General features: G+C 35.2%; 12 protein-coding genes and 1 other RNA gene. 9 read left to right on the forward strand and 4 right to left on the reverse strand.

The features are described 5' to 3' along the window. Window positions 1-16: 16 nt before the first annotated feature. Together B5D12_RS08340 and B5D12_RS08345 are read left to right on the forward strand one after the other, a co-directional pair. The gene (locus tag B5D12_RS08340) at window positions 17-1,195 is read left to right on the forward strand and encodes a hydroxymethylglutaryl-CoA synthase (RefSeq protein ID WP_078756389.1); all 1,179 of its coding nucleotides are present in this window, start codon (window positions 17-19) and stop codon (window positions 1,193-1,195) included. 814 nt (window positions 1,196-2,009) lie between these two features. Continuing rightward, on the forward strand, window positions 2,010-2,936 hold the full coding sequence (locus tag B5D12_RS08345) for a LacI family DNA-binding transcriptional regulator (RefSeq protein ID WP_234982951.1): 927 nt from the start codon (window positions 2,010-2,012) through the stop codon (window positions 2,934-2,936). A gap of 28 nt (window positions 2,937-2,964) precedes the next feature. Here B5D12_RS08345 and B5D12_RS08350 read toward each other — a convergent pair whose 3' ends face one another. Further along, window positions 2,965-3,375 carry a ribonuclease HI family protein gene (locus B5D12_RS08350; RefSeq protein ID WP_078756391.1) on the reverse strand — a complete coding sequence of 137 codons (411 nt, stop codon included), beginning with the start codon at window positions 3,373-3,375 and terminating at the stop codon, window positions 2,965-2,967. A gap of 29 nt (window positions 3,376-3,404) precedes the next feature. Here B5D12_RS08350 and B5D12_RS08355 point away from each other — a divergent pair, with 29 nt between their 5' ends. Continuing rightward, entirely contained in the window at window positions 3,405-4,376 is a 972-nt protein-coding gene (locus tag B5D12_RS08355; RefSeq protein ID WP_078756392.1) for a hypothetical protein, read from the forward strand. A 76-nt stretch (window positions 4,377-4,452) separates the two neighbouring features. On the opposite strand, the gene B5D12_RS08360 is transcribed toward B5D12_RS08355, so the two are convergent. The 3 genes from B5D12_RS08360 to gpsB all read right to left on the reverse strand — a co-directional run bounded on the left by B5D12_RS08360 (window position 4,453) and on the right by gpsB (window position 6,395). Then, window positions 4,453-5,580: a THUMP domain-containing class I SAM-dependent RNA methyltransferase gene (locus B5D12_RS08360; protein WP_078756393.1), complete on the reverse strand. Its 1,128-nt coding sequence runs from the start codon at window positions 5,578-5,580 to the stop codon at window positions 4,453-4,455. A gap of 76 nt (window positions 5,581-5,656) precedes the next feature. Beyond that, window positions 5,657-6,020, reverse strand: an RNA gene (gene rnpB, locus B5D12_RS08365) — RNase P RNA component class B. 21 nt (window positions 6,021-6,041) lie between these two features. Further along, entirely contained in the window at window positions 6,042-6,395 is a 354-nt protein-coding gene (gene gpsB / locus B5D12_RS08370; protein ID WP_066126240.1) for a cell division regulator GpsB, read from the reverse strand. A 242-nt stretch (window positions 6,396-6,637) separates the two neighbouring features. Here gpsB and B5D12_RS08375 point away from each other — a divergent pair, with 242 nt between their 5' ends. From B5D12_RS08375 to dtd, 6 genes are all read left to right on the forward strand, one after another. Continuing rightward, window positions 6,638-7,120, forward strand: a complete 483-nt coding sequence (locus B5D12_RS08375) for a DUF3013 family protein (protein WP_078756394.1) — start codon at window positions 6,638-6,640, stop codon at window positions 7,118-7,120. Between the two features lie 12 nt (window positions 7,121-7,132). Then, window positions 7,133-8,074 (forward strand): 50S ribosomal protein L11 methyltransferase, encoded by a 942-nt coding sequence (gene prmA / locus B5D12_RS08380; RefSeq protein ID WP_078756395.1) that lies wholly within the window; start codon window positions 7,133-7,135, stop codon window positions 8,072-8,074. Beyond that, window positions 8,075-8,824, forward strand: a complete 750-nt coding sequence (locus B5D12_RS08385; protein WP_078756396.1) for a 16S rRNA (uracil(1498)-N(3))-methyltransferase — start codon at window positions 8,075-8,077, stop codon at window positions 8,822-8,824. A gap of 15 nt (window positions 8,825-8,839) precedes the next feature. Continuing rightward, on the forward strand, window positions 8,840-9,490 hold the full coding sequence (deoC, locus tag B5D12_RS08390) for a deoxyribose-phosphate aldolase (RefSeq protein WP_078756397.1): 651 nt from the start codon (window positions 8,840-8,842) through the stop codon (window positions 9,488-9,490). Between the two features lie 190 nt (window positions 9,491-9,680). Continuing rightward, complete coding sequence (locus B5D12_RS08395; RefSeq protein ID WP_078756398.1) at window positions 9,681-11,891, forward strand: RelA/SpoT family protein; 2,211 nt, start codon at window positions 9,681-9,683, stop codon at window positions 11,889-11,891. Window positions 11,892-11,905: 14 nt separating this feature from the next. Then, window positions 11,906-12,352, forward strand: coding sequence for a D-aminoacyl-tRNA deacylase (gene dtd / locus B5D12_RS08400; RefSeq protein ID WP_078756399.1), 447 nt, complete (start codon window positions 11,906-11,908; stop codon window positions 12,350-12,352). Window positions 12,353-12,664 lie beyond the last annotated feature (312 nt).

The following is a 12,664-nucleotide window of genomic DNA, read 5'->3' on the forward strand; positions in this document are numbered from 1 at the left end:
AGATTAGGAGGATATTGTGAAAGAACTAGAGGTAGGAATTGATAAAATAGGCCTATATGTGCCTAAGTATTATATCGATATGAAAGAATTAGCAACCTATCGTGGTGTAGATCCTAATAAATGGACCATTGGAATTGGTCAAGAACAAATGGCAGTTCCAACCTTAGCTAGCGATGTCGTTGCTTTAGCTGCTAATGCAGCCAACCAAATTATTACAGAGGAAGATAAAGGTTTAATTGATCAGGTTATTGTTGGTACCGAATCCGGTGTAGACCACTCAAAATCAATTGCGACTTTTGTACATGGCTTATTAGAAATAAACCCTTTTGCTAAAGCGTTCGAAATTAAACAAGCATGCTATGGCGCAACTGCTGCCTTGCAATTAGCTTGCGATTATGTACGTTTAAGACCAGAAAGAAAAGTATTAGTCATAGCGACTGATATCTCACGTTATGGATTAGATACCAGTGGTGAACCAACTCAAGGGGCAGGAGCCATCGCAATGTTAGTTAGCGCCAATCCAAAAATATTGACCATTCGTCAAGAAAGTTTCATGCATACGAATCATCAATTCGATTTCTGGCGTCCTAATGATTCTGAATATGCAATGGTTGATGGTCATTTTTCAACCAAGCTATATCAAGATGAATTTGTTAAAGTATTAGAACATGTTGAGGCGATGAATCCTTCATTATTAGAGCGTATCGAAGCGATGACCTTCCATTTACCGTTTACTAAAATGGGATTAAAGGCATTAAATGCTTACGAAGAAGCCAAAGGATCACATCCTATAATAGATAAATGGCGTTCTCATTATGATGCATCACGTGTTTTAAATAGACGAGTAGGGAACATTTATACAGGTTCGCTCTTCTTAAGTCTAATATCATTATTAGCTAAAGATGATACATTATCAGCTGGAGAAACAATTGGCTTATTTAGTTACGGTTCAGGAGCCGTTTCTGAATTGTTAATTGGTCAGTTACAACCCGATTATCGTCAATATGTTAACTCAGAAGAGATTGAACAACATTTAGATCGACGAGATGCTTTAACTGTTGAACAATATGAAACCATCTTTTTAGAAAAACAGTTAGTCAACGATGGCCAATCAGCACCTTTAACCGCTGATGAAGTTGGTTTTTACTTTGCAGGTATAACAGATTATAAGCGTCAATATCATTATCAAGCATAACTGACTCTTCATTAATCTAAACAACGCATTAACCGCTGAATATCTAGAGTAATAGATAAATTCGGCGGTTTTTTATTTGATTGTTAGGTAAGGGGAGCAAATGATTAAGCCACTACAACTTTTAGTGTAAACCACAAGAATTAGGTTTTTTGTTGGACTACTAAAGATTGAGTGCGAGCAAACGATTGAGTTTTGCTTCGTCTTGCTTTCCTGCAGCGTTGGAGGGGCTTCAAACAAATCTTTAAGACGCAGATTAATACCACCCAATCCTTGGTTTTTAATGAGCGCGTATTAACTTTACTGAAGTTATCAAATTTATGGGAGTGGGCAAGAAGTAGAAAATTAAATAATTTTCGCTTCGTCTGCCCCCCGCACAGTTGGGAGTAGACCAGAAGTAGAAAATTGAATAATTTTCGCTTCGTCTGCCTACCCCCGCACAGTTGAGTAGGCCTCAAACAAGTCATTTAGACGCAGTTTGAGGCCACTCAACCACTGCGATTTTAATGAATAAGCACTAATTTGACTGAATTTTTCAAATTTATGTTCAATCTCGTTAAGACGCCATTTGAGACCACTGAACCACTGCGCTATTAATTAATGAACAATAATCTTAACTAAATTTATCAGGTTTATGCCCAGCCTCAACATCTATTGATGTTATTTCAGTTGATGAGAGTCGTTTTCATTGAAAGTATATTATATTTTCATAAGAAACAAGGTGTTTCAAAATAACTAAGGAAAAATGACATTTTTTTAAAATTGGGGTATAATTTAATAGAACAGGGAGGGGATTCTCATCGTAACCTTAAAAGATGTGGCTAAAAAAGCAAATGTTTCTAAAATGACTGTATCACGAGTGATTAATCACCCTGACTTAGTAACAGACGAACTAAAAGAATTAGTTCATAATGTTATGAAAGAATTAGGGTATAAACCTAACACAGTAGCACGCGCCCTAGCGCAAAATAGAACAATGGTAGTAAAAGTCTTGATTTTAGAAGAGATGGATAGTACAGAGCCTTATTTCATGCATTTAATTAATGGTATTGCGAAAGGTTTGGACCAATATCATTATGCATTACAATTAGTGACTGAAAATACTTATGATTTAGGACGCTGTGACGGTTTTATTATTTCAGGTATGACTCGTGAAGATTACGAATGGGTAAAAGAAATCAAGGAGCCCTTGATAGTTTTTGGTGAAAATGATATAAACTTACCTTTTGTCGATTCTGATAATGAACATGGCGTTGAAAATATGACCCTCTATGCATTAGAAAAAGAATATGACCATTATATATATGTGGGCATCGATGTTCCAGAATTGTTTGCAGTTAATCGTGAAAAAGGGTTTAAAGATGCGTTGGCTACTCGACCAGAAAAAGGTCATGAAATTTATAAAGTAAAAAATTCTTCAACTGCAGCAGAAGCAATGGTAGATGGATTAGAATATCCTAAAAATACTTGTTTTATTTGTGCTACAGATCGCATTGCCGTCGGAGTACAACGTGCTATTTTGAAAAAAGGGACTATTCCTGAAGAATATGGGGTCACTGGTTTTGATGGAGTCTTTCTTGATCGCATTGCCTCACCTAAAATGACTACGATGAAACAAGAAGTTGAGCAAATGGGTCGCGCATGTGTGGAATTATTAATGAAAAGAATTGATGGAAAAAAATTGAAAAAAACTGCCAATTATTTCGATGCGCATTTAGTTAAGAGAGAAACTTTACGCCCATAAGATATTGAAAGGCAGTCAATTATTATTATTATTTTATTGCTTTAATATGCTTATGTAAGACAGATTTAGCCAGCTGATCAGCGGCTAAATTTTGTTTTTCAGGAATCCAATTGAAAAAAATTAAAGAGAAGTTTTTCTTTAAAAAGAGGATTTTGTTAAGATAGGGTTGATAACGTTCATCTTTTACATACTTTTTTTCAATGGAACTGATGACGATTTTACTATCACTATAAATTTGGCACAATTGGTCCTGTAGCTGTTGTTGTATCAGTTTTTCAAGGCATAATATCATAGCTTTAAATTCGGCTTGATGATTGTCTTCAATATGCGGGACAAACTCACTAAATTGAAAACGTTGATTGCTTTGATGATAAAGCGTCACAATCGTTGCCATTTTTTTATTAGGATCAAAAGCAGCATCTGTATAAATTTTGACCATTATATACCAACTTTCTGAAAGGAAATCATATGTCTGATATTATCAATTTACCAAATAATCATGAAAATTTCTATCGTAAAGGTGTTCAATCTTTGGAGAAAGGCGACTTTGAGAAGGGATATGACTTTTTTCAAAAATCATTAGCTCTTTCTTTTGAGCAAGAAGTGTTTTTAGAGTTAGTTCACGCTTGTCTTATTTTTAATAAACTAGAAAACTTGATGGCTGTTTGGGAACAATACTATCCACAGACAGACGATATCTTTAAAGACGAATCCCTTGTAAAGCTGTACGTGGAGTCCATGGATTTAATGATACCAGTTGACAAACGTTTATTAAAATTTACACAGCTAAAACAACAATTGAATCAACAAAATTTTGATTTAAATCAAATTAATGAAAAAATTGAACGCTATCAAAACTTAAATCTACTGAAATTAACCGTAGAAGAATTAGTCAGTGAGGGGACTGTTGATCAGTGGTTAACAACTACATTAGCTAAAGGGCAATATCATCTATTAACGCAGTTAAAAGAACTTTATTTATTAGATTTTTCATTAGTCCAACCTCTCTATCAAACTATTTTAGAGCATCCATCGGTCTTTAATTATTTAAAAGCTGATATTGTGCATTATTGTATTTTTCATCATATTGATGCTTCATTTAATTGGTATTGGTTTAGTAATTCGAAAAACGTATCGATTAATGAATTAGTCGCTTACCACCAACAAAGCTTTTATCAAGAAGGTTTAAAACAAATAGAGCATTACTGTAACAAGGATAATCCTCATTTAGAAGAAACTATCAAGGAACAGTTTCGTTTACAATATTTCGGATTATTTCCATTTTATGATGATTTGGCTTTAACGAGTCATCAATGGATTGATTTTTTACTCTATTCAATGGGGTTAGAAGAGTCGGCACCGAGTAACATTAATCAATTTACTTATCAGTTACTGTTACGCAACCAACAAGAAATTATGTTATTGTTTTATTTAGATTAATTAAAAATCCATTTAGTCTCATCAGAACCGGCGAATTATACCGGGGTGGGTACTAAATGGATTTGTTTTAAAAAACTTATTTTACCGTACTCCAAAATTGATAATAATCAACTTTCAAGGCACCATTATATAATTTACGTTTTTTCGTTGCTTTTTCACCATAATAGGTTTCAAAGTTTTCATCGCTAGTTAAAATATATTTACTCCAAGTTGGCATTTGACGGTAAATATTTCCCATTTGACGATAAAGTTCATGAACCTTCTCTTCATCTAACAAACGGTCTCCATAGGGTGGATTGGCGATTAAAATGCCAAATTCTTTATCGGGCACGTAATCACTCAATTGCATTTGTTTAAATTGAATACTGTCCGCCACACCAGCTTCAAGCGCATTTTGTTTGGCGATTTCAATCATACGATGGTCAATGTCAGTGCCTAATAAATCTAATTGGCGATCGTAGTCGGCTAAACTTTCTGCTTCATTGCGTACATCTTCCCATACTTCAGGATTTAATAAAGTCCATTCTTCAGCTGCAAATGAACGGTTAAAGCCGGGTGCAATATTGTGTCCAATTAACGCTGCTTCAATTAAAATCGTACCAGAACCGCAAGTAGGATCATATAAAGGACGGTCAGGATGCCAAGTAGTGAGCATGATTAGTGCAGCAGCCATATTCTCTTTTAATGGGGCGCCACCTTTATCAATTCGGTAGCCACGTTTAAATAAACTAGAGCCACTCGTATCAAGTGTTATCATCACATGATCTTTATTAATGGCTACTTCAATAGGATATTTTGCTCCCGTTTCAGCAAGGGGAGTGCGACGATGATAGTATTCCATTAAACGTTTGGCAATCGCCTTTTTAACTATACGTTGACAATTAGGAACAGAATGTAATTTTGATTTTTGTGATTTACCACTGACAGGAAATTCTGCATCTAATGGTAAGATGTCCTCCCAGGGTAAAGCATAGGTTTGATCAAAGAGTTGTTCGAATGTTGTGGCTTTAAATTCACCAAAAATAATTTTAATGCGATCAGCCGTTCTTAACCAAAGATTGGTGAAAGCAATATCGCGTGCATTGCCATCAAAGCGTACGCGACCATTTTCAGTTTGAGTCTGGTAACCATGTTTTTTTAATTCTTGATTGACCAGCGATTCGATGCCAGCAGCAGCCGTTGCTAGTAAATGGTAATTTTTCATGTGTTCTCCTTTGTTTTGTCGACAATTTACAAAAAGGGCAGGACAATGTCCCACCCTCAAATCCTATAAAGCAAATTTCTATAAGCCATGTTCTGTCAATCGATTTATCCTAGGCAGATAAAACGAAGGGTAACCATCTATCTACACTTACGTGTCTCCTTCTTCCGTTCATTTACGTATAGAAGAAGCGCCCCTACCAAAGTTTGGGTTGCTCGCTCGAGGGGTTTACCAACGTTCCACTTTCATCGTTTCCAATGAAACTCGTCTCTGTGGCACTTTCAAGTATACTAACACATAGTCCGTAGACCTTAGTGTGTTTTACTGCCGTCAATTAAATTGCCTTAGCTTATGGTTTCGCTAAGCACGAACACTACACGCATCTCAGCGTGTGCGAGCATGGACTTTCCTCAACTAATTATTAGCCGCGATTACCTAAAATTTGCTTAGTTAACTTTCTCATTTTATTTGTTTACCTGTGAATAGTCAATGGTATTATCAACATTATTTATTTTTGAGCCAAAAACATGCTTTTCTAAGTTAGAAAGACGTTTTAAAATATCAAAATTGGTCACGCCACTACCTGGTGTAGTTGGGGAAGTTTTTTTGTTTAAGGCTAATTGTTTTGTTAATTCATCAACTTTACCAATTAAACGTTCATTCTCAATTTTTAATTGAGTAACTTCTTTTTGATAAGAATCATAGTCGCGGATAATACTATCTAAGTATTCATCCACTTCAGCTGTATTGTACCCTCTCATTGCACGGGTAAATTCTTTTTGTAAAATATCTTTTGCTGTTAAATTTTTCTCTGCCAAGTATATCACCTCTTAATATTCAATCCGATTGTATTATACAACATTAAGAATCATTTTAGTTAAAAATGAGAATTTTTTTAAAATTATGGCGGTAAAAAAATGCCATATAATCTATATTATGCCATTTATTGTCGAAAATATCTAGTAAAGAATTAGAAAAGTAATTAAAAAAATTCTTAAAGCTAGCTTTTTATTGAATTTAAAGTTTTAATAAAGCATAATAGAAGAAAGAAGGTGAACCGATGCAACAACATAATTTATTAACTTATCAACATTATTTATTAGAAGAATTATATTTTCATTGTGAGTGGCAGTTAAGTTGGCAAGAAGATTGGCATTGTATTGAACTGGTTTTACAATTTGAATTTGAAAATAATAATGATATTCAATTAAATTTAGACCAAGCAGATGAGACAGTATTGTACGAATGCAAAGTTTTATTTGTTGACCCTCAAGCTGCCCATTTCTACACACCAAATGTGATTCAACGTTTTGTAGTTGATAAGACAAAAGGTATTCCTACAGGAGAAGTGACAGCTATCTTTAAATATTTAAAGCATAAAACAAGTCAAGCACAGGCTGAATGGTATGATTTTATCCATGATGATTCTATCGATCATTTTGAAATTACTTGGCAAGAACAGGACTATCAAATCATTAAAGAGCGCCTCGTGCAAACAAATCAATATAATCAACAAGCATTATTTTTGCCGATAGTTGATTAGAAAGAGGTCTATATGGAGGAAAAAAATTGGTATAAAGTAATATTAGAAACGACTAATAAGGAAGGCGAATTAATTGAATTAGTGTCCAATTTGTTTTTTGAATTAGGTTCTATTGGTGTAGAAGTAAATTATGCACAAGGTTACCTAGAAAATGATGAAAATCTATTTGGAGAAATTTTTGATGAAGAGATGTTAAAAGTATTGGATCGCGATACCGAAATCATTGCTTATTTTAACGAACCGATGGAACTTTCTGAATTAGAATTTTCGATTAAAAAATTATTCAACCAAATACCGTTTAAATTGACACAAAATAAACAGTTAAATGAGAATTGGCAAAAGAACTGGATGCAACACTATCACCCACAGCCAATCAGTCGTTATTTAACAATTGTTCCTGTTTGGCAAGATGATTACCAAGCTCAACCGCAAGAACAAATAGTCTATTTAGATCCTGGCGTGGCCTTTGGGACCGGTAATCATCCAACAACTCAATTAGGGGCTCAAGCATTAGAAATCGTGATGCGTGGGGGAGAAACCATTTTAGACGTTGGTACAGGTTCCGGTATCTTAACCTTCATTGCGAAAGCATTAGGCGCTCAAACGGTTCACGGATATGATTTAGATCCACAAGCAGTATCCAGTGCCAATGAAAATTTAAATTATCAACCTGATAAAGAAGGCATTCATTTTGCTGTAAATAATCTTTTAGTAGGGGTAGAGACTAAGGCTGATATTATCGTTGCAAATATTTTACCGCATATCATTATTGAAATGTTAGACGATGCCGAACGTCTATTAAAAGAAAATGGTTGGTTAATTTTAGGTGGTATTCTAATATCAAAAAGCCACGGACTTGAAGAAGAGTTACGAACTCGAGGTTGGATATTGTATCAAAAGACTATAATGGGTGAGTGGGTTTCATTAATTTTAGAAAAGCAGGAGCAAGAGTAGATGCAACGTTATTTTATAGAAGATAGTTTAACAATTGGTCAACAGGTCATTTTAGACGCTGAGATTACGCATCATATTTATGATGTCATGCGTGGTAAAACTGGAGAGCATATTTTACTAGTTGATACAAAGCAACAAGTATATTTGGCTTCTTTAGCAGCCAAACAGGGTTCGTTTGGGATGGCGATAATTGAGAGTGAAATTGAACATCAATCTGAATTTCCTATAAGTGAGGTTGCAATTGCTTGTGGTCTTTCGAAAAATGATAAATTAGAATGGATTGTTCAAAAAGCAACAGAGTGTGGGATGACTCAGTTTTATCCACTCACATTGAAACGCGATGTCATGAAATGGCCTGGGGAAAAAGCAACTAAGCGAATGATGCGCTTACAAAAAATTGCTCAAGAAGCGGCTGAACAAAGTCATCGAGTACAAATTCCGACGATTAATGAACTCTCCTCTTTAAAGCAATTGATTAATTTAGCAGATGATTATACAATTAAGTTAATCGCTTATGAAGAAACTGCCAAAAGGGGTCAACATGCTCAGTTAAAAGAAGCGTTAATTCATTTAAAAGCAAGTGATCGTCTATTAATGGTCTTTGGATCTGAAGGGGGACTAACTCCAGAGGAAGTGAGCCAATTAGAGGAGGCTGGATTTATCTGTTGTAGCTTAGGTCCACGGATTTTAAGAGCTGAAACGGCGCCTGTATACTTTTTAAGTGCATTAAGTTATCAATTAGAATTATAAATTTGGAGGAAGATCATGAATCAAAATTTAGCAAAATATATTGACCATACCATTTTAAAACCGGAAGCAACTAAGAAAATGATTGAAGTCTTATGTCAAGAAGCAATAGAACATGACTTTATGTCTGTTTGTATTAATCCAACTTGGGTACCTTATGCAGCGTCTTTATTAAGTGACAGTGATGTTAAGGTTTGTACGGTTGTTGGTTTTCCTCTAGGGGCAAATACAACGTCATTAAAAGCTTATGAAGCAGCTGAAGCAGTTAAAAATGGTGCTCATGAAGTGGATATGGTAATTAATATTGGTGCCGCTAAAGCAGGTGATTGGGAGTTAGTATATCAAGACATTAAAGCAGTCGTAGATGCTGTACCATCAGAAGTGGTTGTTAAAGTTATTATTGAAACAAGTCTATTAACAGATGAAGAAAAAGTGAAAGCTTGCCAACAAGCTAAAAAAGCGAATGCTGATTTTGTGAAAACTTCAACTGGTTTCTCAACAGGTGGCGCAACGGTCGAAGATATTCGCTTAATGCGCGAAACAGTTGGACCAGATATGGGAGTTAAAGCAAGTGGTGGTGTTTCTAATACCGAAGAAGCGTTAGCAATGATTGAAGCAGGCGCAACACGTATTGGTGCATCAAAAGGTATTGCAATTATTGGCAAATAATTAGATACAGTTAATTTAAAGAATTAATGAATAAAGCTTAGACTGAATGTTTTTACAACGAGGACAATTGGTTACTCCCAAACAGTAAAACATGATAGTCTAAGGCTTTTTTAATCAGTTAACATTGTAGAATATACAAATTTATCGTATAATTAGTGGTACATATTTTAACAGAAATTAGGTGAAAAAAATGGCTCGTACTCAAGATTTAACTGCACAAGAAGTAATCGACATATGTAAAGAATATATGAATGACAAAAATGTACAGTTTATAAAAAAAGCTCTTGAATATGCCACCCATGCCCATCGTAATCAAGTACGATTATCAGGAGAAGCTTATATCATACATCCTATTCAAGTAGCTGGAATCTTAGCTCAATTAAAAGCAGATCCTGCAACAGTAGTAACGGGCTTTTTACACGATGTCGTTGAAGATACCGAATACACATTAGAAGATATTGAGTCTGAATTTGGGAGTACTGTTGCGTTTTTAGTCGACGGTGTTACCAAATTAGGTAAAGTCAAATTTCAAAGTAAAGAAGAAGCGCTAGCAGAAAACCATCGTAAAATGTTATTGGCGATGGCCAAAGATATGCGTATCGTGATGGTTAAATTAGCTGACCGTTTACATAATATGCGCACATTAAAATTTCAAAAACCAGAAAAGCAAGTGGAAAAATCACAAGAAGCGATTGAGATTTATGCTCCATTAGCTGATCGTATCGGGATGAATGCGATAAAATGGGAATTGGAAGATATAGCGCTCCGTTACATTAATCCAGCTGAATATTATCGAATTGTACGATTGATGGATGCTAAACGTGATGAACGTGAAAAATATATTCAAGAAGCCATCGTCGAGATTAACGAAGCTGTAGCTGAAATGGACATTAAGGCTGATGTATATGGACGACCTAAACATATTTATTCAATTTATCGAAAAATGGTCGACCAAAATAAAGATTTTGACCATATTTATGATTTACTAGCAGTAAGAGTGTTGGTTGATACTATTAAAGACTGTTATGCAGTACTAGGAATTATTCATACTAAATGGAAACCAATGCCCGGTCGTTTCAAAGATTACATTGCGATGCCAAAAGCGAATATGTATCAATCGATTCATACAACTGTCATTGGACCATATGGTAAACCAGTCGAAATTCAAATTCGAACACATCAGATGCATGAAGTAGCAGAATATGGGGTCGCTGCCCACTGGGCTTATAAAGAAGGCAAAACAGATAAAGTAGAGTCTGAAAAAAATATTGAACGTCAAATGAAATGGTTCCGTGAAATTGTTGAATTGCAAGATGAAGCAAAAGATGCTAGTGAATTTATGGATTTTGTTAAAGAAGATTTATTTAAAGACCAAGTCTATATTTTCTCTCCAAAAGGGGATGTTTTTGAATTGCCTGCAGGATCAGGTCCGATTGATTTTGCCTATCATATCCATACTGAGGTAGGAAATAAAATTATTGGTGCTAAAATTAATGGTAACATTGTCCCCTTAAATTATACTTTAAAAAATGGCGATATTATTGAAATATTAACCAATCCCAATTCAAATGGTCCAAGTCGTGACTGGTTAAAATTAACTCATACGAGTAAGGCCCGTAATCGCATTAAACGATTTTTTAAATTATTAGATCGTGATCGTAATAGTGAATCAGGCCAACAAATGTTAGAACGTGAATTTAAACCGGTTGGCTTTTCATTAAAGCAATTGAATAAGAAAAATCGTGATAAAGAGTTATTAGAACGGTTTAACTTTAATAGCTTAGAAGATTTATATGCAGCGGTAGGCTTAGGAGAATTATCTCCACAAACCATCATTAACTTCTTAGGTTTAAAACCTATGGAAGAAACAACAGAAGTAAAAAAACAACCGATTCAAACCATTAAAAAAGAAGCAGCAGATAATAAAATGCCACGTACCGTTCATGAAAGTGGTGTGGTAGTCAATGGGGTCGAAAACTTAATGGTGCGCTTAAGCCGCTGTTGTAATCCGGTACCAGGAGACGATATTGTCGGTTATATTACTCGCGGACGTGGTGTTTCAATTCATCGCAAAGATTGTCCAAACTTAGTGCATGAACCAGATTTATTGAAACGGACGATTGATGTTGAATGGGAAAATAAAGCAGATTTAACCTCAGATTATGAAACTGAAATTAAAATCATTGGTTTTGACCGTTCAGGATTGATTAATGATGTTTTGCATGTGGTTAATCACACTGTAAAAAATCTTAAAAATGTGAATGGACGCGTCGATGCGGATAGTACGGCGACAGTCACCATTAAAGTAGCCATTTCTAATACTATTCAATTGAATGATTTAATGAATAAATTGCGCAATATACCCGATGTTCATGAAGTAGAACGGGTCGCAAATACATAATTAGGATGAATTAAATGAGAGTTATTATTCAAAAAGTAAAAGAAAGCTCAGTAACAGTTAATAATACCTTGTTAGGGGAAACACAACATGGATTAATGCTGTTAGTAGGATTTACTCACACTGATACATTTGAGGATATTCAATACTGTGCTAAAAAAGTTGTGCAGATGCGTATTTTTGAAGACGAGAATGAAAAAATGAACTTGTCTTTAAAAGATGTGGGAGGCTCTATTTTATCAATTAGTCAGTTCACTCTCTATGCGCAAACCAAGAAAGGCAATCGTCCTAGCTTTACGGAAGCTGCTAAGCCTGATTTAGCAATAGCGCTATACGAACAATTTAATGAAGAATTAAGAAGTTACGATGTAGAAGTAGCTACTGGTGAATTTGGGGCAATGATGGATGTGGCTTTAATCAATGAAGGCCCAGTAACCATTATTTTAGACTCCAAAAATCGCTAATGCTTGTTGAGGAAGTTGGCAAGAAGTAGAAAATTTAATAATTTTGGCTTCGTCTGCCCCCGTACAGTTGGGAGTAGACCAGAAGTAGAAAATTGAATAATTTTCGCTTCGTCTGCCTACCCCCGCACAGTTGGGAGTAGACCAGAAGTAGAAAATCGAATGATTTTCGCTTCGTCGGCCTACCCCCGCACAGTTGAGTAGGCCTCAAACAAGTCGAAAGACGCAGTTTGAGACCACTCAACCACTGCGCTTTTAATTATCGAGCACAAATCTGAGTGAATTGGTCAAGATTATTCTCAGCCTCATTAAGAC

It is taken from the genome of Globicatella sulfidifaciens DSM 15739 (assembly GCF_900167405.1).
GTDB lineage: Bacteria > Bacillota > Bacilli > Lactobacillales > Aerococcaceae > Globicatella > Globicatella sulfidifaciens.

Bases quoted from the DNA above. Each gene is read 5' to 3' on its own strand.
- B5D12_RS08350 (WP_078756391.1), bottom strand. From the start codon at position 3,375: ATGGTCAAAATTTATACAGATGCTGCTTTTGATCCTAATAAAAAAATG.
- B5D12_RS08355 (WP_078756392.1), top strand. From the start codon at position 3,405: ATGTCTGATATTATCAATTTACCAAATAATCATGAAAATTTCTATCGT.
- B5D12_RS08360 (WP_078756393.1), bottom strand. From the start codon at position 5,580: ATGAAAAATTACCATTTACTAGCAACGGCTGCTGCTGGCATCGAATCG.
- B5D12_RS08375 (WP_078756394.1), top strand. From the start codon at position 6,638: ATGCAACAACATAATTTATTAACTTATCAACATTATTTATTAGAAGAA.
- prmA (WP_078756395.1), top strand. From the start codon at position 7,133: ATGGAGGAAAAAAATTGGTATAAAGTAATATTAGAAACGACTAATAAG.
- B5D12_RS08385 (WP_078756396.1), top strand. From the start codon at position 8,075: ATGCAACGTTATTTTATAGAAGATAGTTTAACAATTGGTCAACAGGTC.
- deoC (WP_078756397.1), top strand. From the start codon at position 8,840: ATGAATCAAAATTTAGCAAAATATATTGACCATACCATTTTAAAACCG.
- B5D12_RS08395 (WP_078756398.1), top strand. From the start codon at position 9,681: ATGGCTCGTACTCAAGATTTAACTGCACAAGAAGTAATCGACATATGT.
- dtd (WP_078756399.1), top strand. From the start codon at position 11,906: ATGAGAGTTATTATTCAAAAAGTAAAAGAAAGCTCAGTAACAGTTAAT.